The sequence below is a fragment of the Paraburkholderia tropica genome, assembly GCF_014171495.1.
GTDB lineage: Bacteria > Pseudomonadota > Gammaproteobacteria > Burkholderiales > Burkholderiaceae > Paraburkholderia > Paraburkholderia tropica.
On the sequence record NZ_CP049135.1, the window covers coordinates 1,028,133 to 1,049,493 of the forward strand.

The 21,361-nt window shown below is 65.8% G+C and carries 17 protein-coding genes; 9 read left to right on the forward strand and 8 right to left on the reverse strand.

The genetic code is table 11. From position 1 onward, the window contains the following. Positions 1–340: 340 nt before the first annotated feature. Entirely contained in the window at positions 341–490 is a 150-nt protein-coding gene (locus tag G5S35_RS19420) for a hypothetical protein (protein WP_176082002.1), read from the forward strand. 296 nt (positions 491–786) lie between these two features. Further along, positions 787–2,007, forward strand: coding sequence for a PepSY-associated TM helix domain-containing protein (locus tag G5S35_RS19425; protein WP_065063327.1), 1,221 nt, complete (start codon positions 787–789; stop codon positions 2,005–2,007). A 128-nt stretch (positions 2,008–2,135) separates the two neighbouring features. Here G5S35_RS19425 and G5S35_RS19430 read toward each other — a convergent pair whose 3' ends face one another. The 3 genes from G5S35_RS19430 to aepX are packed head-to-tail and all read right to left on the reverse strand — an operon-like array spanning position 2,136 to position 6,113. Next, a complete protein-coding gene (locus G5S35_RS19430) occupies positions 2,136–3,203 on the reverse strand; it encodes a 2-aminoethylphosphonate aminotransferase (RefSeq protein WP_065063329.1) in 1,068 nt (355 codons plus the stop codon). 10 nt (positions 3,204–3,213) lie between these two features. Continuing rightward, positions 3,214–4,422 carry a phosphonopyruvate decarboxylase gene (aepY, locus tag G5S35_RS19435; protein ID WP_074987520.1) on the reverse strand — a complete coding sequence of 403 codons (1,209 nt, stop codon included), beginning with the start codon at positions 4,420–4,422 and terminating at the stop codon, positions 3,214–3,216. Further along, positions 4,419–6,113, reverse strand: a complete 1,695-nt coding sequence (aepX, locus tag G5S35_RS19440; protein ID WP_065063333.1) for a phosphoenolpyruvate mutase — start codon at positions 6,111–6,113, stop codon at positions 4,419–4,421. The genes aepY and aepX overlap by 4 nt, the downstream gene beginning before the upstream one ends. A gap of 759 nt (positions 6,114–6,872) precedes the next feature. On the opposite strand from aepX, the gene G5S35_RS19445 reads away from it, so the two are divergent. Further along, the gene (locus G5S35_RS19445; protein WP_074987519.1) at positions 6,873–8,420 is read left to right on the forward strand and encodes a methyl-accepting chemotaxis protein; all 1,548 of its coding nucleotides are present in this window, start codon (positions 6,873–6,875) and stop codon (positions 8,418–8,420) included. 285 nt (positions 8,421–8,705) lie between these two features. Continuing rightward, the gene (locus tag G5S35_RS19450; RefSeq protein ID WP_373681716.1) at positions 8,706–10,397 is read left to right on the forward strand and encodes a peptidoglycan D,D-transpeptidase FtsI family protein; all 1,692 of its coding nucleotides are present in this window, start codon (positions 8,706–8,708) and stop codon (positions 10,395–10,397) included. Here the strand turns inward: G5S35_RS19450 and G5S35_RS19455 are convergent. Continuing rightward, the gene (locus G5S35_RS19455) at positions 10,394–10,783 is read right to left on the reverse strand and encodes a DUF4148 domain-containing protein (RefSeq protein WP_124261857.1); all 390 of its coding nucleotides are present in this window, start codon (positions 10,781–10,783) and stop codon (positions 10,394–10,396) included. The two genes, G5S35_RS19450 and G5S35_RS19455, sit on opposite strands and share 4 nt — an antisense overlap. A 147-nt stretch (positions 10,784–10,930) precedes the next feature. Beyond that, positions 10,931–11,707 (reverse strand): Crp/Fnr family transcriptional regulator, encoded by a 777-nt coding sequence (locus G5S35_RS19460; protein ID WP_080180672.1) that lies wholly within the window; start codon positions 11,705–11,707, stop codon positions 10,931–10,933. 166 nt (positions 11,708–11,873) lie between these two features. Here G5S35_RS19460 and G5S35_RS19465 point away from each other — a divergent pair, with 166 nt between their 5' ends. From G5S35_RS19465 to G5S35_RS19475, 3 genes are all read left to right on the forward strand, one after another. Continuing rightward, a complete protein-coding gene (locus G5S35_RS19465) occupies positions 11,874–13,535 on the forward strand; it encodes an acyl-CoA synthetase (protein ID WP_080180673.1) in 1,662 nt (553 codons plus the stop codon). A gap of 318 nt (positions 13,536–13,853) precedes the next feature. After that, positions 13,854–14,165, forward strand: coding sequence for a hypothetical protein (locus tag G5S35_RS19470; protein ID WP_074987516.1), 312 nt, complete (start codon positions 13,854–13,856; stop codon positions 14,163–14,165). A gap of 979 nt (positions 14,166–15,144) precedes the next feature. After that, positions 15,145–15,738, forward strand: coding sequence for an IMPACT family protein (locus tag G5S35_RS19475; RefSeq protein WP_065063345.1), 594 nt, complete (start codon positions 15,145–15,147; stop codon positions 15,736–15,738). Positions 15,739–15,778: 40 nt separating this feature from the next. Here G5S35_RS19475 and G5S35_RS19480 read toward each other — a convergent pair whose 3' ends face one another. After that, positions 15,779–16,816 (reverse strand): zinc-dependent alcohol dehydrogenase family protein, encoded by a 1,038-nt coding sequence (locus G5S35_RS19480; protein WP_065063346.1) that lies wholly within the window; start codon positions 16,814–16,816, stop codon positions 15,779–15,781. A 678-nt stretch (positions 16,817–17,494) separates the two neighbouring features. Between G5S35_RS19480 and G5S35_RS19485 the strand changes: the two genes are divergently transcribed. Next, on the forward strand, positions 17,495–17,731 hold the full coding sequence (locus G5S35_RS19485) for a DUF2964 family protein (RefSeq protein ID WP_065063348.1): 237 nt from the start codon (positions 17,495–17,497) through the stop codon (positions 17,729–17,731). A 151-nt stretch (positions 17,732–17,882) separates the two neighbouring features. Here the strand turns inward: G5S35_RS19485 and G5S35_RS19490 are convergent, their stop codons facing one another. Next, a complete protein-coding gene (locus G5S35_RS19490) occupies positions 17,883–18,281 on the reverse strand; it encodes a hypothetical protein (protein ID WP_065063350.1) in 399 nt (132 codons plus the stop codon). Between the two features lie 638 nt (positions 18,282–18,919). Here G5S35_RS19490 and G5S35_RS19495 point away from each other — a divergent pair. Next, positions 18,920–19,324, forward strand: a complete 405-nt coding sequence (locus tag G5S35_RS19495; RefSeq protein ID WP_065063351.1) for a helix-turn-helix domain-containing protein — start codon at positions 18,920–18,922, stop codon at positions 19,322–19,324. A 240-nt stretch (positions 19,325–19,564) separates the two neighbouring features. Here the strand turns inward: G5S35_RS19495 and G5S35_RS19500 are convergent, their stop codons facing one another. Further along, positions 19,565–21,256: a GGDEF domain-containing protein gene (locus G5S35_RS19500; protein WP_237181380.1), complete on the reverse strand. Its 1,692-nt coding sequence runs from the start codon at positions 21,254–21,256 to the stop codon at positions 19,565–19,567. Positions 21,257–21,361 lie beyond the last annotated feature (105 nt).

The following is a 21,361-nucleotide window of genomic DNA, read 5'->3' on the forward strand; positions in this document are numbered from 1 at the left end:
ACTGAGGGAGCGCGCTGGCGCTCCCGTTTTGAGGAAGGCTGAAGTTTACGACCGGGTAAGTTTTTGAAAAATGCCGGCAGCATATAAACAGTGTTGACCTGACAGCAATAATCGACACTCAAAACGGCCTGTATCGCACTCAATATGGCCAGTTTGACGAACAATCGCCCGCCGATCGTCTCGTCGCCACACTCGCGCATGCAAATCGCCGCGCCCCGAAACCCCGCCTGAAGGCGCGCCCGAATCTCCACGGCACGCCGCGCCGCGATCAGCTAGGCTATGAGTACGCGCTCCGCGTTCCGTCCACCGCCCGGCCCCGGCCGCGCACGAGGTAGCCGCGATGATCTGCTCGCACACGAACCCGCTTCCCGAACCGCTCGCCGACCCGACGCGCGATCCCGACCGCGACCCGCTCACGCCCCCGCCGCCGGGCCATCACGGCGAAGAACCGCAACGCCCCGACGGTCCGCCAAACAAGGACCCGGTCTGAACGGCGCACGCCGCGCCGCTGCGCGTGCGCCCGAACCCAATCGATCAGCCTCCACCAACGCGCACGATCGACCCGATCCGCGTGCTTTCCCGCTTTTATCCCTCGCCTTAGCTTTCACCAAGCTTGCACTCAGGCGCCACGCTCCTTAAAATGCAAACGATTCGTATTTGCAGTCAAGTAGCGGGTAATATTGCATGTCCGCTCTCTTCAGCCGTTTAGCCGAACCACCAACGCATCGTGACCCACTTTCTGACCGAGCCCGTTCCCGCACTCCGCCGGACGCGCCGCGCCGCCGCATGAGACCGCTGCTGGTTCGCCTGCACCGCTGGTTCGGCCTCGGCACGGCGGCATTCCTGTTCATCGCCGGGCTGACCGGCGCGGTGATCGCGTGGGACCACGAACTGGATTCCGCGCTCAACCCGTCCTTCTATCACGCTCACACGCCGGGCACGCCGCTGTCGCCGCTCGAACTCGCGAAGCGCTTCGAGGCCGCCGAGCCGCACGCCGAAGTCACCTTCATGCCGCTCTCGATCGAGCCCGGCACCACCTTCATGGCGCGCGTGAGTCCGCGCACCGATCCGAAGACCGGCGCACCGTATCCGCTCGACTACAACCAGATCGCGCTCGACCCCGTCACCGGTGCCGAACAGGGTCGCCGCATGTGGGGCGCGCCGTCGCTCGCCCGCGAGAACCTGATTCCCTTCCTCTACCAGCTCCACTACACGCTGTTCATGCCGACGAAGATGGGCATCGACTTCAGCGTCTGGACGATGGGCGTGGTGGGCATGGTGTGGCTGCTCGACGGCTTCATCGCCATCGTGCTCGCGTTTCCAAATCTCAAGAGCTGGCGCAAGTCGCTCGCGTTCCGCCTCAAGCGCGGCGGCTACGCGCTCACGTTCGATCTGCACCGCTCGGGCGGCGTGTGGCTCTGGGGTCTGCTGATCGTGGTCGCCGTCACGTCGATTTCGATGAATCTCGGCACGCAGATCGTGCGCCCCGTGGTCTCGGTCTTCTCGACGCTCGCGCCGGACCCGTTCCGCTCGCCCTCGCCCGCCGGCGCGCTGACGCCCGCCCAGGCCGACGCCGCGCGCACGCGCATCGTCGCCGAAGCGGCCGCCATCGGCCGGCGCGAAGGCATCACCGCGCCGCCGGGCGGACTGTTCGCGATGCCGGAGTTCGGCGCCTACGGCGTGGGCTACTACGCAGCGGGCAACGATCACGGCGACGCGGGCCTCGGCAACCCGTGGCTCGTGATCGACGGCCACAACGACGCGATTCTCGGCAGCCAGATTCCCGGTCGCGGCAGCGCGGGCGACATCTTCATTCAAGCGCAGTTTCCGCTGCACTCGGGCCGTATCGCCGGTTTGCCCGGACGCATCGCGATCAGCTTCACGGGCATCGTCGTGGCGATGCTCAGCGTGACCGGCGTGCTGATCTGGCTGAAGAAAGCGCGTGCGCGCCGCAAATCGTCGAAACAGAGCGTGCCCGTGCGCACGCGCGAACGCACGGCGAGCTGATCGCCGCGTCGATCGCGTCGATCGCGTCGATCGCGGCGCGCGCCGGAAACAAAAAGGCCTTGCAGCGCTTTCACGCTGCAAGGCCTTTTTTTACGGGCTAAAACGAATCGCTAAACGGTCGTCAAGCCTTATTGCGCGAGCGCGTCGAACGACGCGAGCAGACGCTCGACGTCGGCGGCATGAATGTCGCCCATCGTCGAGATGCGGAACAGTTCCTTCGACAGACCGCCCTGCCCCGCGTAGATCACGAAGCCGCGCGCCTTGAGCGCGTCGTGCAGCTTCGGATAGTCGATGCCCGCAGGCAGACGGAACGCGCGCAGCACCACCGACGACTCGTCCTTCGGCAGCACGCAGTCCATGCCGCGCGCGGCGAGACCGGCGCGCACCTGCTCCGAAAGCGCCGCGTAACGCGCGTGACGCGCCTTCCAGCCGCCTTCGTCCGCCAGCTCGCGCAGCGCCTCGACCAGCGCGTAATACGCGTGCACCGACGGCGTGAACGGCGTGTTGCGCTGATCCTGCAGCGTCGCGAGACGCTTGAGATCGAGGTAGTACGTGCGGCTCGCGGCCGTGCCGAGCGCCGCGCGGCGCACGATCACGAAGGCCGCGCCGGGCACGCCGTGCAGGCACTTGTTCGCGGTCGCGGCCACGGCGGCGATGCTCGTGTCGTCGAAATCGATCGCTTCGGAACCGAAGCTGCTGACGCCGTCGACGAGCATCTGCACGCCGCGCGCGCGGCACGCTTCGCCCAGCGCGCGCAGATCGTTCAGACGGCCCGTGGTGGTCTCGTGATGAATGATCGCGACGTGCGTGAACGACTGGTCGGCGTCGAGCGCGGCGGTGATGCGCGCGAGATCGGGCGCCTGCATCCACTCGTGCTTCACGACTTCGTGCGCGATGCCATACTGCGTGGCGATCGCGGTGATGCGCTCGCCGTACACGCCGTTTTCGACGATCAGCAGCTTGCCGTTCGCGGGCACGAGCGAGGCGATCATGCTCTCGACCGCGGCCGTGCCGGAGCCGGTCATGAGCACCGCCTGCCATTGCGCGGGATCGAGATCGTAGACGCCGACGAGACGCGTGCGCGCCTCTTCCTGCACGTCGAAGAACTCGCTTTCGCGATGGCACAGATCTTCCTGCAGCAGGCTGCGGCGCACGCGTTCGGTGAGCGTGACCGGGCCGGGATTGAGCAACAGCATCGGCGATTCCTTATTGAGCGGCGTTGACGGCAGCCGCAGCCTCGGCGCCGATATGGCGCATGAGACGCGACTTGACGTCGGGCGGCGTGATGGTCGGGCGCGGCAGGCCGTCGGGCGTGCCGCGCTTGATCGTCAGGCGTACGAAGCGTGCGCCGGCGACGCCGTTCGCACCCGTCGCGCGTTCGCGCGCCGCTTCCAGCACGGCGTCGAGCGTGGCGAGTTCGTCGCCTTCCACGGCGTCGGCGTAACCGCACGCGGCCGCCACGTTCGCGAACGACACCTGTTGCGCGACGGTGGCCTGGCCGCCCGTCGAATCGTGCGCGCCGTTGTCGAGCAGCACGTGCGTGAGGTTCGACGGACCGTAGGCGCCGAGCGTCGCGAAGTTGCCCATGCGCATGAGCGCGGCGCCGTCACCGTCGAGCGCGACCACGTTCAGATCCGGACGCGCCAGTGCGAGGCCGAGCGCGAACGAGCTGACGCAACCCATCGAGCCGACCATGTACAACTGGTTCGAGCGGTCGTCGATCGCGTAGAGTTCGCGGCCGCAGAAGCCCGTCGACGCCACCACCACCGTCGATTCGGCGGGCGTGGCCGCGATCACGCGTTCGAGCGCCTGCTGGCGCGTCGGCAGATCGTCGTAGCCCACGCCCGCGAATTTCGACTGCGCCACCGGCAGCGCGTGCTTCGCCGGCATCGAGCCGCCGCCCTTCAGTTCGAACGGCGCGACGCTGCCCTTTTGCATCACGAGCGCGTACGGGCGACCCGTTTCGTCCATGTGGCGGATGGCGCGTTCGAGCACGGGCGCGATCTGGTCGGCCTCGGTCGGGAACAGCTCCCAGGGCACGTCCATCGTGTCGAGCATCTGCGGCGTGACCGGACCCATCAGCGCGTGCTGCGGTTCGTCGGACACGCCGGGCTGGCCGCGCCACGTCACGATCAGCAGTTGCGGCAGACGGAAGGTCCACGTGAGCGAGGTGAGCGGGCTCACCGCGTTGCCGAGACCCGAGTTCTGCATCATGGCGATGCCGCGCTTGCCCGCGAGCGCGACGCCCGCGATCAGCGCCACGGCGTCGCCCTCGTTGGCCGAGCTCACGTAATGCAGCGACTCGTCCTGCAGCACGTAATTGATGAACGGCGTGAGGAACGAGCACGGCACGCCCGCATACCATTCGAAGCCGCGCGCGCGCGCCGCTTCGACGAACTGTGCCGCTTCGATCATGCCTTCGCCTCCGGCGACGAGCCCGCGTCGCTGCCGATCGGCGTCTGCGCGTGCGCGAAGTCGCCCGCGCGGCGGAAATCTTCGAGGTCGTTCACGCCGCGCCAGTGGCCGCGCACGTATTGCACTTCGATCTTCTCGCCGTCGGCGATCAGCGCGTTGAGCAGCGCCGGCATGTCGAGCGTGTCGAAGTCGGCTTGCGTCTGCAGTTGCGCGAGCTTGTTCTTGAGCTTCTCACGGCCCGCGCCGCGCACGTTCATCAGACCGATCCAGCGGCCCGCGGGCGCCACGCCCTGCGATGCCTGATCCGACGACACACGTTGCAGATACGTCTTGTTGCCGAACAGGCCACGGTCGTCGCCCGACGAGCACCACGCGAAATCGCGTACGCTCGCGTTTTCCGTTTCCGGCGACGAGTCGATCACCACGCTGAATTCGGCTTCGCTTTCGACGAGGTCGCGCAGGATGTAGCTGCGGAACAGCAGGTCGCCGTACGAGATCACGGTGTCGTTCTTGAGCGCGTCGACGGCGCACGCGAGCGAGGCCAGCTCGTTGGTCTGCGCGTAGCGCTCGTTGCGCGCGAGCTTGATGCCCGCCGTGTCGATCGCTTCGGCTTTGTAGCCGCCCACGACCGTGATGTCGTTGACCGCTTCCTTCTTGAACGCGTCGACGAGCCAGCGCAGCAGCGGCTTGCCCGCGACCGGCAGCATGACCTTCGGCTTGTCTTCGGTCACGGCGTCGAGACCCGATCCGCGGCTCGCCGCCAGCACGATCGCCGAACCGGCCGAACGCGTGGTCGAGAGATAGCGGTTCTCGGCTTCCGAGTATTCGTCGGCGTCCTGCAGACGGAAGATCTCGTTGACGGTCGCGATGCGGTCTTCCACGTCGACGAGCGTCTGCGTTTCGTAGATCGTGCGCGTAACGGCCTGCATCGCCGAGACCGCCGCGCGGATCTGATGGTTCGCCCAGATCACCGTGCTGATGCCCGCCTTGCGGAACACGTCGGTCGGCGTGCTGTAGTACTTGGTCGGCACGATTACGAGCGGACCGCGGCCGGCCCATTCGCGCGCGAACGTGAGGATCTCGTCAGGTTTCGAGAGCTTGCTGTGGATGAGGATCGCGTCCGCGCCCGCGAGGCGATACGCTTCGGCGCGCTTGAGCGCTTCGTCCATGCCCCAGCCTGCGATCAGCGCCTCGACGCGCGCCACGATCGAGAAGTTCTCGTCGGTCTGCGAGTCCTTGCCGGCCTTGATCTTGCCGCAGAATTCGTCGATGTCGGCGAGCGGTTGCGCTTCGCCGCCGATGAAGCTGTTGGTCTTCGGGAACACCTTGTCTTCGATACAGACGCCGGCGATGCCGCGCTGTTCGAGCTTGCGCACGAGGCGGCGCACGTTGTTGAAGTTGCCGTAGCCGGTGTCGCCGTCCAGCAGGATCGGCAGGTCGCTCGCGTCGGCCATGAACTCGAGGTTGTCGACCACCTGGGTCCAACTCGCCTCGTTGTTGTCGCGCACGCCGAACTGCGCGGAGATCGAGAGGCCCGAGCCCCAGATCGCCTTGAAGCCTGCTTCGCGCGCGATGCGTGCGGACAGGCCGTTGTGCGCTTCCATCAGGAATTCGAGTTCGTTGCTGACCAGCATCTGACGCAGCCGTGCGCTGCGCGATGCCGGAACCAGTGCGGGTTCGCGTGCGTTCATCGTGTGACTCCAGTGGACGTCGCGTGGGCGCCGGGTTGGCCCGCGCCGCGCGCGTCGCATCGTTGGGAAATGACTTTTCTGGCCTCGGCGCCGCTTGTCGCGTGCTGCTTGCGTGCGCTTTGCGTTGCTTCGCGCGGTGCTCGGTGCGTTGCGGATTGCCGTACTGCTTCGCTTGCGGGCGACTTGCTTTTCGCTTGCTAAACACCGACGTGCCGCTTGCGAATCGCCCGCTATTCCGGAAGCGAAGCGCGAATAAGAATCGATCCTGAACCCGCGAATATGAACCGCAACCGTCGCGGTAACAGACTCGGGACACACACCGGAACGCACTCGTTCGCAGCCCCTACGACAACGGCGCGACACCCGCATGACAAGGGCAGCCTTGAGCCGAAGCCGCGACTATAACGGAAATGATTATTGCTTGCCCCCGAATCCCGCCAGAAGTGGCAAATCATGGAGTTGCTGTGAAATTTGTGGCTTTTAAGCGCGAATTACGGCGTTTTTTGCACTCATGGGGATAGCCCTCGCCAGGCGTCTACAGCGCGTGTGCATATGCACGTCGCGGCGCCCATCACTGTGCGCATCAACGTCTTGTTTTGTATGAGGAAACGGCTCGACTGAGGGTTCGCCCTGACTCGCCCGCGCGTTCGAAAACGCCGTTAACACGCACAGGCAGAGCGCTCGCAACGACGCGCGCGACGCCCTAAGCAACACTCGATTCATTGCACCGTGCCAAGCCCCCGAACCATCCGACAGACGATGACGCTCAACACCAAACTCCGCTCGATGATCACGATCCTCTGGATCGGCCTGCTGCTGATCGTGGCCTTCGGCGCATGGCAAAGCCGCGACTCCATGATCCGCGAACGGCGCGCGCAACTGACGACGCTCGTCGACGAAGCGAGCAGCATCGCGAACTACTACTACGGCCTCTCGCAACGCAACGCGATGCCCGAAGCCGAGGCGCAAAAACAGGCGCTCGCCGTGATCGGCTCGATCCGCTACGGCAGCGACGGCTATCTGAGCATCAACAACTCGCAGGCCGTGATGCTGATGCATCCGATCAAGCCCGAACTCAACGGCAAGCTGCTTTCCGGTTTCGCCGATCCCGCGGGCAAGCACGTGTTCACCGCGCTGTCCGAAGCGGCGAATCAGCCCGGCGGCGGTTTCGTCGATTACCTCTGGGCCAAGCCCGGCCATAGCGAGCCCGTGCCGAAACTCAGCTACGGCAACCGCTTCGCGCCGTGGGACTGGGTGATCGTGACCGGCATGTATATGGACGACGTGAGCGCCGCGTTCTACGGCAGCCTCGTGCGCTGGCTGCTCGTGACCTTCCTGCTCGGCGGCATCGCGACCGTGGTGATGGTGTTCGTCGTGCGCAGCGTGCGCGGCAGCATCGGCGGCGAACTCGAAACGGCCGTGGAGACGGCCAACCGCATCGCGCAGGGCGACCTGACTTCGCGCGTCGAAACGCACGGCACCCACGCGCAGAGCCTGATGCGCGCGCTCGCGACCATGCAGGGCGCGCTCGTGCAGACCGTGGCGCGCGTGCGCAGCGGCGCGGAGAACATCAACGTGGGCGCGAACGAGATCGCCGCGGGCAACACCGATCTCTCGCAGCGCACCGAGCAACAGGCCGCCGCGCTCGTGCAGACCGCGTCGAGCATGGACGAGATGACGTCCAACGTGCGTCAGAACGCGGACAGCGCGCAGCACGCCGCCACGCTCGCGAGCGAAGCCGCCGAAGTGGCGACGCGCGGCAGCAGCGTCGTCGACGACGTGGTGCGCACGATGGGCGCGATCACGACCAGCTCGCAGCAGATCGGCGACATCATCGGCGTGATCGACGGCATCGCGTTCCAGACCAATATTCTCGCGCTGAACGCCGCCGTCGAAGCGGCGCGCGCGGGCGAACAGGGCCGCGGGTTCGCGGTGGTCGCGTCGGAAGTGCGCAGCCTTGCGCAGCGCTCGGCCGCGGCCGCGAAGGAGATCAAGACGCTGATCGAGCAATCGACGGGCACGGTCGCCGAAGGCCAGCAACTCGTGACCAGCGCGGGCACGACGATGGGCGAGATCGTGCAGTCGGTGCGGCGCGTGCACGAGATTCTCGAAGAGATCAGCCACGCGTCGCGCGAGCAGAGCGCCGGCATCGAGCAGGTCAACCGCGCGGTGGGCGAAATGGATCAGGTGACGCAGCAGAACGCCGCGCTGGTCGAAGAGGCCGCCGCCGCCGCGCATTCGCTCAAGGATCAGGTGACGGGGCTGCGCGAGGCGATTGCGAGTTTCAGGTTGCCGGTGGCGGCTTGAGCGTCTCCGTCTGACCGTGTGATCGCCGATGCCCGGGCGCGCCTCGCGCCACGCGGACATCGGCGCCCCCCGCCTCCGGTCCCCGCCTCCGCCCCCGCCTTCGCGCGCACTTTCCCTGCGCCGCATCACACCCCGCGCGTCCGCGCACTGGCACGCAAATTTCAATTAAATTACACACAGTTTACAATGCCATTCGACTGACACCCGACAGACGCACCTCGCCCTCCGATGATCCGCTCGAGAAGACCGCCGCGCGACCCGCACGCCACCGCGACCCGCCATCCGATGCTGGCGTCGAAGCTGCCCGCCTGGCGTTCGAAGCTCATCGTGTTCATCACGTTTTCCGCGTTCGCGGCGCTCGCGGGCCGCGCGCTCTGGGTACAGGTCGTCAATCACGATTTCTACGTCAAGCAGGGGCAAAAGCGCTATCAGCGCACGCTCGAACTCGACGCCATGCGCGGGCGCATCGTCGACCGCAACGGCGCGATTCTCGCCGTCAGCCTCGAAACCTTCGAGATCTGGGCGAATCCGAAAATCCTCGACGCAGCCGCCTGGTCGCCGCTCGCGAAACTGCTCGACATGCCGCTCGCGGAACTGCGCCGCCGGCTCGCCGGCGACCGCTCGTTCGTGCTGCTCAAGCGCCAGGTCGACGCCGACACCGCCGCGCATATCGACGAAATGGCCACCGGCGGCATCACGCTCATCGCCGACTCGAAGCGCTATTACCCCGAGGGCGAATCGGCCGCGCACGTGGTCGGCTTCACCGACGTGGAAGACGCGGGCCAGGAAGGCGTGGAACTCGCCGCCGAAGCGCGTCTGCGCGGCACGCCGGGCCAGCGCGAAGTGATCCGCGACCGGCTCGGGCGCGTGATTTCCGAGCCGAGCGAACGCGTGCAGCCGAAGAACGGCGAGACGGTGCAGCTCACGGTAGACCGCCGCGTGCAGCAGCTCGCCTACACGCAGCTCAAGGCGGCCGTGGCGAAAAATCACGCGGAAGCGGGCAGCGTCGTGGTGCTCGACGCGCAGAACGGCGAGATTCTCGCGCTCGCGAACTGGCCGTCGTTCGATCCGAACAACCGCGCGCGCCTCACCGGCAAGCAGTTGCGCAACCGCGCCGTGATCGACACCTTCGAGCCGGGTTCGACGATCAAGCCCGTGGTCGCCGCGCTCTCGATGGATCTGCGCAAGGTCAACGCCAACACCATCGTCGACACCTCGCCGGGCACGTATCGCATCGGGCCCGCCGTGATTCACGACACCTCGAATCACGGCCGCATGACGGTGGCCGAGGCGATCCAGAAGTCGAGCAACATCGCGCTCGCGAAGATCGCGCTGAACCTGCCCGCGCAGACCATCTGGAACAAGTATCAGGAATACGAGCTTGGCGTGCGGCCCGAAGTGACGTTTCCGGGCGCGGCGGCCGGACGTGTGCGGCCGTGGGCGCGCTGGCGTCCGATCGAGCAGGCGACGATGGCCTATGGCTATGGCCTCTCGGCATCGCTGCTGCAGATCGCGCAGGTCTACACGGCCTATGCGGGCGACGGCACGATGTATCCCGCGAAGCTGCTGCGCGGCGCGCCCGTGACCGCCACCAACGCGCCGCGCGCGGTCACCACGCCGGCCACGGCGGCGGCGCTGCGCAAGATGCTGGAAATGGCGACGACGGAAGGCGGCACGGGCCGCGCCGCGAACGTCGAGGGCTATCGCGTCGGCGGCAAGACCGGCACCGCGCGCAAGCAGATCGGCGCCGGCTACGCGAAGAACCGCTATCGCGCGCTGTTCGTCGGCATGGCGCCGATGAGCGCGCCGCGCGTGATCGTCGCCGTGATGATCGACGATCCGGCGGGCCGCTCGTACTATGGCGGCACCGTCGCGGGCCCGGTGTTCGCGGGCGTCACGCAGGGCACGCTGCAACTGATGGGCGTGCCGCCGGATTTGCAGGCAGCGCCGGCGACACAGTCGCCGCAGTCACGTTAGTGTTGCGCGGAAGCGGCGGGCGCCGCCACGCGCGTGCCCGTCTGTCCGGCCTGCGCCGGTTCCGCGCCATAGCCCGCTTGAGCGGCTTGAGCGGCTCGATCCGCTGAATCCACTTCGGCCACGCTCTGCACCCGCGGCTGCGCCTGCGCAACACGCGCCTCTTCGGCACGCTTCGCTTCGAGGCGGACCATCGCGGCTTCGATATCGTTCGGGTAATTCGCGTTGCTGGCCTGCGACGGGTTATAGCCCACCGATTCCAGGTCCTTCAGTTCCTGCAGCACTTGCGCGCGCGTCACCGGACCGTTCTGGATGGACTGCGCGAACGCGATCGCCGGCGCAATCGCCATCATCGAAACCAGCGCCGTGCGTAGCATTGCGTTCTTCACCTTGCTCTCCTGTGTCAATCGATGCGCCCAGTCTACGCAGCAAGCGCCCGCGTAAAAACGCACCGCACAGGGGAGGACTGTTCCAGTCCGCGAAAGACTGGAGAGAATTTCCGGCGTGGGGGCGCGAACGGCGCGCACGCTGCGTCGTCAGATCTGATCGCGCCCGAACGCGCGCAAGGCGTCGAGATTCACCACGTCGACGCGGTTGTACGCCAGCGTGACGAGCCCCGCGCGTTCGAGCGTCTGCAAAGCCTGATTGACGCGCTGACGCGACGCGCCCGCCAGCATGCCGATCTCTTCCTGCGAGATTTCCAGCGCGCGGCCCGTCTCCGGATAGAGATCGGGATTGAACATCTGCGCGAGCGCCTGGGCGATCCGCGCATCGACATCGAGCAAGCGGCTGTTCTGGATCAGCCCGATAAATTCGCCCATGCGGTTATTCAACTGATGGATGACGAAGCGGTTGAACGGCAGGCTGCTGTCCATGAGGCGATGAAACGTGTCGGCGGGCACCGCCATGACGAGCGACGGCTGCAGCGCGATGACGTCGTATTTGCGCGGCTCGCGCTTGATCACGCTGCCCTCGCCGAACCAGCCGCCGTGCGGCACGCCCGAAAACGTGCAGCCGCGACCCGAGGCGTTGAAGATGGCGAGCTTCACGAGCCCGCTGCTCACGCCCAGCCAGTACGCCGAAGGCGCCTCGCGCGCGGCCACGGTCGCGCCCGCCGCCCAGCTCTGCGCGTGCGAGGTGTCGAGCACCCACGCGCGGTGTTCGGCGTCGAGCGAACGGAACCACGCGAAGCGCTCGAACAGCGCCGCGAGCCGCGCGGCGTCGCGCGCATCGATGCGGCCCGCGGCGGCGGCAGCGGCTTGGTCCGGAGGCATAATGGGCTGCGTCATGGCGCTCACCTTGAAATAGATCATTGCGCGCGGCCGCTCTGTCGCGCCAGCGACAGACTCGCGCGCGCGGTCCTGCTACGTTAGCGCGAATCATACCGATAAACCGTCAATCCGCACGGGCCGACAGGCCGTCGCCATGCACGTCGCTTTGCACAGCACGTCGACCCGCGCGCAGACAGGAGACAGCGCCATGTTGCATCCGTACGAAGACGGCCTCGCGCCGCGCGAAGCCAATTACGTCCCGCTCACGCCGATCGATTTCATCGCGCGCGCCGCCGAGGTCTACGGCGACCGGCTCGCGATGGTCCACGGCAGCGTGCGCCGCAACTGGCGCGACACTTACGCACGCACGCGCCGCCTCGCGAGCGCGCTTCAGCGCGCGGGCATCGGCCGCGGCGACACCGTTGCCGTGCTGCTGCCCAACATTCCCGCGATGGTCGAAGCCCACTTCGGCGTGCCGATGCTGGGCGCGGTGCTCAACACGCTCAACACGCGGCTCGACGTCGCGACCATGCTGTTCATGCTGCGTCACGGCGAGGCCAAGGCGCTGATCGTCGATACGGAATACGCCGCGCTCGCGCAACGCGCGGCGCTCGCATTTCCCGAACTGAAAATCATCACGGTCGCCGACGTGGCGCCCGCCGACCCCGAGCATTTCCCGCGCGCGATCGACTACGAGACCTTCCTCGAACAGGGCGATCCCGAGTTCGCGTGGCAGTTGCCCGCCAACGAATGGGACGCCATCGCGCTCAACTACACCTCGGGCACGACGGGCGATCCGAAGGGCGTGGTCTATCACCATCGCGGCGCGTATCTGAACGCGCTCAGCAACATCCTCGAATGGGATTTGCCGAAGCACGCCGTCTATCTGTGGACGCTGCCGCTCTTTCACTGCAACGGCTGGTGTTTCGCGTGGACGATTGCGGCGCGCGCGGGCGTGAACGTGTGTCTGCGCAAGTTCGACGCGAAACTCGTGTTCGACCTGATCCGCACCGAAGGCGTCACGCATTATTGCGGCGCGCCCATCGTGCAGGGCGCGCTCGCGGATGCGCCCGCCGAGTATCGCGAAGGCATCGCGCACACGGTGCGCACGATGGTGGCGGGCGCGCCGCCGCCGCCGGCCGTCATCGCGAAGATGAAGCAGATCGGCATCGAACTCACGCACGTCTACGGGCTCACCGAGGTCTATGGGCCCGCGTCGGTGTGCGCCGTGCAGGACGCGTGGAAGTCGCTGCCCGACGACGAGCAGGCGCGCCTCGCCGCGCGTCAGGGCGTGCGCTATCACCTGCAGGCGGGCGTGAGCGTGCTCAACCCCACGACGATGGAACCCGTGCCCAACGACGGCGAAACGCTCGGCGAGATCATGTTCCGCGGCAACATCTGCATGAAGGGCTATCTGAAGAACGAGCGCGCCACCGAAGAAGCGTTTCGCGGCGGCTGGTTCCATACGGGCGATCTCGGCGTGATGACGCCCGACGGTTACGTGCGCATCACCGACCGCAGCAAGGACATCATCATCTCGGGCGGCGAAAACATTTCGAGCATCGAAGTGGAGGACACGCTGTATCGCCATCCGGCGGTCGCGCTGGCCGCTGTCGTCGCGATGCCCGATCCGAAGTGGGGCGAAGTGCCGTGCGCGTTCGTCGAGCTGCGTCCGGGCACGAGCGCGACGGCCGAGGAGATCGTCGCGCATTGCCGGCTGTTTCTCGCCAGCTACAAGGTGCCGCGCGTGGTGAAATTCGGCGAGTTGCCGCGTACCGCGACCGGCAAGATCCAGAAGTACGAGTTGCGCGCAAAGGTGGGATCGCAGAACGCAATCGACTTCGGCAAGACGGAAAAGCCAGCAAAATGAAGGGCTTTTGAAAGATACAGGGCGCGGCGAGAGGCGTCGGACGGCGTCGAAGCCGCGTCGGGTCGCCGTCGAATGTAACGCCTCTTGACAACCTGGCCCTTTGATTACCGCGCGCAATCTTCAGAAAGGCGCGGTAATCCTTTTTGCATCAAGGTTCGACTGTTAAAAGGGCCTATTTCTTATGACAGTTTGAGTGAAACGAAAGCTTACAAGTGGTCACGTTTTCACCGCGCTCCTCTCGCTAAGCTTGGTTCCGTGGTCGAACGCAGCGCAACAACCGATGCGCCGCGACGATGAACCCGAAGAGGAGGTAAGAACATGAACACCAAGAGCTGGAAGACCCCCGCACGTGTCCTCGCGGCTGCGCTGCTGGCCGGCGGCGCGCTGATGGGCGCCTCGAGCGCCTTCGCTCAATCCGCACCGTACGGCCTGCGTGCCGACTCGGCGCCCGAATACGGTCAGCCGCACATGATGCCGGTGGGCGTGCAACTGTCGATCGGCTGGCACGACAACCGTTACTGGGACGGCCACCGCTATTGGGAACATGACGAGTGGATGCACCGTCACCCGCATGATCCGGGTCCGCGCGGTCACGACGACCATCGTCCGCCGCCCCCGCCGCGCTACTAATGCGTGATCTCGCGCGGCTGCCTTCGAGCGCCGCGCGACGGACTTACGCTTAGCCGGACCGCCGAGGCCGGTCTCTTCGAAAGAGAGACCGGCCTCGGCGCATTTCTCCCCTCGCCGGGGCGCTTTCGCGCCATTTTCGGGCGGCGCGGCGCAGCGCGCATTTCACTCCCTTACCTGAATCCTGCTAACTGCGACTATCGCTCGCCTTCGCTTGATTTGGCCTCCGAATCACAATCGACGCGAACGAAGGGAAAAACACGCGCCTGGCGCTGCGCTTACGCACGGCGGATAAGTGCGCAAGCGCACAGAAGGTAATGCTGCGTAATGCGCCCGCGTTGATCCTGGCCGGGCTGGCGGTTAAGGTGGTTGGGCGTTTCGTTCCCCGGAGCGCACGGTGTATTCTCATTGCCCCGGCCGCTACGGTTGGGGCTTTTTTTTGCGCGCGAAAAATCGCTCAGACGCCATCGCGCGAGCAGACCCGCACGCAGACGGCGCACGGCCTGCGACATTTTTTTGCGTTGCCGCGGAATTTTGATGGGCGTAAGGTGGAATCGCCTCTTGAGAACAGGCGAGCCTTATGACCCCCGGTCATCGGAGCATATCCTGACCGGGGATTTTTTCTGCGTGCTTGCCGCAGAGAGGAAGCGTCTGGGAGATCGCGGCGCAGGAGCTGCGGCGCCACGACGAAATCGGTATATGACGGATCACCGAATGAGGAGTTCGGATTCGCTCCAGCCAGAGCTAGACCCGTCATGGAACGCATTATCGGGCCTCGCGCCCAAAGCGTCATTAGCACAACGCGCAAGAATCCATTACGGAAATTGTCAAGATGCCGCAGCGCGGCCTGACGTCGCAGTTTTTTGCCTCACTATCGCTCGATAACAGGCGCGGCCTGTTCGGCCGGCCGCGCGCGCCGGCACATCCGCTAACATGACGGTTTGCCCTGGCCGCTCCGGCCTTGCTACCGGCCCCGCCCGCTTTGCCCACCTATACCCTTGCCAACTCCGTCGGCGCGGAACTCGAGATCCGCAAGAGCCGCTTCATCGCCCTCGCGATTCCGGTTGCCGACCGCGAAGCCGCCATGGCCGAACTGCGCCGTCTGCGCGAAGAACATCCCACGGCCACGCACGTCTGCTGGGCGCTGCTGGCGGGCGGCCAGTCGGGCATGTCCGACGACGGCGAACCCTCGGGCACGGCCGGCCGCCCGATCCTCGAAGTGCTGCGCCATCACGATCTCGACGGCGTGCTCGCCGCGGTGGTGCGCTACTACGGCGGCGTGAAGCTCGGCGCGGGCGGCCTCGTGCGCGCCTACACCGACGCCATCGCACACGCGCTCAAGGACGCGCCGCGCGTCGAGCGCATCGCACAGGCGCGCTTCACGGTGGAAGTGGGCTATCCCGACGAAACGCGCGTGCGCCACTGGATCGAGCAAGGTCAGCACACGCTCGTCGACAGCCGCTACACGATGACCGTGCGCCTGACGGTCCAGCTTCCGGCCACCGAAGTGGAAGCCGCGCGCGACACCCTGCGCGATCTCACGCAAGGTCGCGCGGGCTTTCCGGAATACGACTAAGCGACGCAGCGCTCGCGCTCTGACATTCCGACGCGCGCGCTCAGGCCGAAATGATCACCTTGAGCGCCTGCGTGCGCGCCGCTTCGCCGAAAGTGGCGTACGCGTCCATGATCTGATCGAGCGTGAAGCGGTGCGTGACGAGCTTGCCAGGTTCGAGCCGCTTCGACTCGACGGTGGCGAGCAGCATCGGCGTGGTGTAGGTGTCGACGAGTCCGGTCGTGAGCGTGATGTTGTGCGCCCAGAGCTTCTCCAGATGCAGATCGACCTTGGTGCCGTGCACGCCCACGTTCGCAATCGTGCCGCCCGCGCCTATGATCGACTCGCAGATCGAGAAGGTCGCCGGAATGCCCACGGCCTCGATCGCCACGTCCACGCCGCGCCCGTTCGTGAGCGCCATCACGCGCTCGACGGCGTCGCCGCTCTTGCTGTTCACGACGTCGGTCGCGCCGAAGCGCTTCGCGACTTCGAGCCGGTTGTCGTCGAGGTCGACCATGACGATGCGGCCCGGCGCGTAGAACTGCGCCGTCATGAGCGCCGCCAGCCCGACCGGCCCCGCGCCGACGATCGCCACCGACTGCCCCGGCTTGACCTTGCCGTTGAGCACGCCACATTCGAAACCGGTCGGCAGAATGTCGCTGAGCATCACGAGCGCCTCTTCGTCGGCGCCCTTCGGCAGGTGATAGAGACTCGTGTCGGCGTGCGGAATGCGCACCTTCTCCGCCTGCGTGCCGTCGATCAGATGACCGAGAATCCAGCCGCCCGTGGTGCAGTGCGAATACATCTGGCGGCGGCAATATTCGCACTTGCCGCACGAGCTGATGCAGGAAATCAGCACCGCGTCGCCAACCTTGAAATTGGACACGCCCTCGCCCACCGCTTCCACCACGCCCACGCCTTCGTGACCGAGCGTCGTGCCGGGCTTCACCTCGGGCACGTCGCCCTTGAGGATATGCAGATCGGTGCCGCAGATGGTCGTCTTCGTGATGCGCACGATGGCATCGGACGGCTTCTCGAGTTGCGGTTCGGGTTTGTCTTCCAGCGCTTTCTGGCCGGGCCCATTGAATACGAGCGCTTTCATCTTGCTCCTCCAGTGAGACGATGCGAGGAAAAGAAAAGAAACGATGTGCAATGGCCGCGCGCTTCGCCGCTCTGTCATTGCGTGTCGTGTGCGTGTTGCGCGAGAGCGGATGCGATTATTTCGCCGATTTCATCGATTAACGCGACCGTTGCGCGTCATGCGATCTCATGACGGACTGCATCCGCACTCACTCGAGCTTAGCACCTGAAGCGTGCACGAGACTGCGCAAGTGAACGAATGCGCACGGACGAATCGTCGCAGCTCACGTCAATCACAATCGATTGAAAAAGTGAAGAGAATGGCGAAGTAAGGGCAAAGCGGGCACCGCGCGAAACCGCAATCGCGCACGCAATCGCACGCGACAAAAAAAGCCGCCGATGAAAATCGGCGGCTAACAGGGGACGTGAAGAACAACCGCGAATCGACTATCGAATCGACCCGACGCACCCATCATGGCGACGCAAAATTAAGGCAAACTTAAAGCCATGGAAAAGTCCGCAGAAAGTTTCGTTACGGCGGCTTCATGACAGCGCATCGCAGCCCGCATTGCAGTCATTCCGAAAGCAACGAAGCGCACGATCGTCTAATCTTGTCACAAAGAGGTCTGCGCGCGCGGCCGCGCATGCGCCGCCACGCGGGGTCATCAGACCGCGCACATCACGTGAAAGGGACGAGAAGATGTTCGATCGTTTGAGGGAAGGCGCAGGTCCCGAACGGCGCCACCGCGTCTGGAGCAAGCTGCGCATCTTCGTGGCGGCCATCGGGACGCTCGGTTCGGCCACGGGCATCGCGATCGCCGTGCTCGGGCTCGTGCAGTTCAACAACCAGAAAGTGATGATCGGCGTGGGCGTGATCATCGTCTCGACGGCGGTGTACGTCTCGATTCTCGCGCGCGACCGCAATCGCGTCGACTAGCGTCGATCACCCTCGATCCGCTCCGCGCGGATCAGGCAGGCGGCGCGCGCTGCCTGCCACGCGACGCGCGCCACGTCTGCAATCAACGACGCTTCAGCACGCCTGCACGATTCAACCGCGCGGCGCCCTTCGCGCGCCCTTCACGTGGCACTCACGCGTCCTGCCCGAGCGCCACGCAAGGCTCGGCGCTGCGATAGTGGTCGTAGACACGTTCGCGCTCCTCGCTCGCGAGCTGGCGCTTTTCCGTGAGCTTGAGCATGCGATGGCGGTCCGCGCCGAGCGTCGCGTAATAGCGCTCAGCGTGCAGCCGCCGGAAGCGCGTGAAGAAGTCCGGTCCCGGCAGCCCCGAATCGGTCGCGAGCAGCGACGCGTAATCGGCCACCTGCGGCTCGCACAGCGCCGCCGCCGCCGCTTCGAGCTGCTCATAACGTTCGCGCAGCGGCACGGTCTGCGCGAACAGCGCGTGAAAAGCCCCATACGGCACGAGGCCGCGCCGGCTGGCTGCGCGCCGCAGCAGGCGTCCCACCTTTTCGTCGAGTTCAGTATGCATTGCTGTAGCCCGTAAAAGTATGCGAGGCGGAAGAGACCCGACGGATTCGCGCCGCGACGCGCAGCAGCGTGAAACCGGTCCGCCTTTTCGATCCGTCCGATTCAATTCAAATCGCATTCAGCGATTCAAACGCGTGAATTCAGGCCCCTCGAATTTCGCAAAACGATTCAATGGAAATCGGAAATGCATTCTGCCGAAATTTACGGGATCGCTCTCGTAATCTGCCCGTGGGCGGTCGTGATAAAAAGGATTGCAAACATTGCTTCGAGCGAATCGGCGGTCCATGATGGCGCGAATGCGCAATGGCTCGCGGTATTGTTGATCGAATTGGATACGTTCATTTTTTCCGATAGTCCAGGAAAATCCGTAAGTCAAGCAGACTATTTTTCCGCCAGCTATACACATTCCCTACAAAAACAATTATTAATATCCGCTGCGGACTGCCCGAGCAGTCCGCACGCGTCCCAGGTGGACGTCCCGAGTGGGCGTCACGTTTCGCCGTCCGCAAGAGGCCGCGCGTCGGGCAGGAGTTGACGCAAGGCCGCAGCAAACGACAAGACCCGCATGCAGGAATTGGGTTGAAGGAGCGGCGCATCCGCAAGCCGCATGACCGGAATCTTTCGTCGACGAGTGATCACATGCTGACCAGAACCGAAAATTTGCCGAGCGTCGCGCGCCGGATGGCCGCCGGACAGATGCTCGTGGAAGGCGCCACGGTGCATGCCGTGGCCGATTCGCTGCACCTCTCCGCCCAGACGGTGCGCCGCTACAAGTCCATCGTGGAGGACGGCGGGCTCGCCGCGCTCCAGCAGATGAGCGTGGGCGGCCGTCCTTCCGTGCTCGACCACGCCGCGCTGGGCTGGATCGCCAATGCGTTGCACGGCTCGGCGCGAGAGCATGGTTTTGCAAGCGACGCGTGGACCAACAGCCGCGTGCGCGAACTGATCGGCCGCCAGTTCGGCGTCCATTATTCGCGCGTCTATACGTGGCAGATCGTGTCGAATCTTGGCCTCGGCCATCGCCTCTCGAAATCGGCACGCTGATTCGAACGGATTCACGCGAGCAGGTCCGGCGATCCGGGCAAACGTCGCAATCAGGTTGCACCTGGCCGCGGGCGTCTTCACGACGCCCGCGCGGCTCGGTGCAGGCGTTGTGCGGGGTGTCGCGCGACGAGGGCGGCTCCGCGGCGGTTTCGCGCAGACTCATCACGCGCGCCCCATTCAGTGCTCGCCGCGCAAACGCGCCAATCTGCCCGCCATTCAGTTCGCCATTCAGCCCGAATTTCAGCTCGTCATATCCGTCGCCGCAGCCGGGCCCGGCATGATGTCGTCCGCGCCGGTCCACGCCTTCGCGCGCACCTGGTTGCGCCCGGCGTTCTTCGCCTCGTAGAGTTGCACGTCGGCGGCGGCCAGCAGCTTCGCGCCGCTGCCGCCCACCGGCGGCTCGCAACTCGCGCAGCCCACGCTCACCGTCACGCAGCCGTGGCGCGAACCCGTGAACGCCAGATTCGCCGACTCGATACGCCGCCGGATCTTCTGCGCGACCTTCTCCGCGCCCGCCAACGTCGCGCCGGGCAGCACCACCGCGAATTCCTCGCCGCCGTAGCGCGCGACCATATCGGCGGCGCGCCGCGTGCCCGACGCGATGCGCTCGGCCACCAGCGCGAGCACCTCGTCGCCGGCGGCGTGGCCATAGGTGTCGTTGAAAAGCTTGAAGTGGTCGATGTCGAGAAACAGCACGCCCAGCGGCGCGCGCTCGCGCACCGCGCGCTGCCATTCGGCGACGAGCCGCTGATCGAGCGCGCGCCGATTCGAGAGTCCCGTGAGCGGATCGGTGACCGCGAGACGCAGCAACGCGCCCTCGGCGAGCAGCTTGTCGCGCAGCGCGAAGGCGAGAATCCACGACACCGCCACCCACGCGCCGCCGAACACCGTCGTCATGACGAGCGCGACCATGCTGCGCCGCCGCCAGCCCGCGAGGATATCGGCGACCGCGGGCGCCACGCCGATGATGATCGGCGTCGTGCCCGCGCGGCCCCACGTGTAGAGACGCTCCACGCCGTCGGTCCCCGAATGCGCCGCGAAAGTGCCCGCGGGACGGCTCGACACGACCTTGAAGGTTTCCCCCTGCCGGAAATTGGCGCCGACGCCATTCGGTATCAACGGCTTGCTCGCGATCAGCGTGCCATCCGCCATCATGATGAAGACTACGCCGCGCGGCCCCACGTCGATGTGATCGAGCAACTGCTGAAAATACTCGAGCCGCACGCCGAGCAGCGCAACGCCCGCGAACGCGCCATCGGGCGCGCTGATGCGGCGCGTGAGCCCGATCGACAGCACGCCGTTGCGCAGCCGCGAAGCATAAGGCTTCGAAATGAACAGGCCGAGCTGCGGATCGCGCTGCTGCGCGACGAAATAATCGCGGTCGGCGACCGACAGATTCGGCGCGGCCTCGCCGCTCTGCGACGCCTTCACGTGGCCTTGCGCGTCGAGCACATAAGCGCCGCCGAGATACGAGGCCGCCGTCGCGCGGTCGAACAGCACGCGCTGGCGCAGCGCGTCGGGCAGCGTCCACGTCGCGCGTTCCTGCGCGCTCGCAACCACGGCGCGCAGCGAGAGGTCGTATAGCTCGACGTTGCGCGCGATGTCGCTGCTCAGGAGCCGCAAGATGTTCTGCGAATTCTCGACCGCGTGCCGCATCTCTTCGGCGCGGCTTTCGTAGAGCGCCACATAGGTGACGGTCGCCATCACCGTGGCAACGAGCGTGCCCGAGAGCCCGGCGAAAAACGGATGATTGCCGATCGCGCGCGTGGCGAGCCTGCCCTGCGCGAACAGCCAGCGGCGCAGACGCTGGGTCGGCGAAAGCACGCGCCGCGCCAGCGGTCGGCGATGCCACGGCTCGGGCGAAGCGCTGCGATTCGCCTCGTCCTCCGCCACGGCGGGATGGCGTTCAGGCTCTTGAACACGTTCGACCACGCGCCCATTCCTCCGACGATTGACACGCAAAGCACGCGTAAAACGCCCTTTTCTTGCGTGCCTGGCGAGCCTTACGCATGAAAATGTCATCAATCCGACACGCTG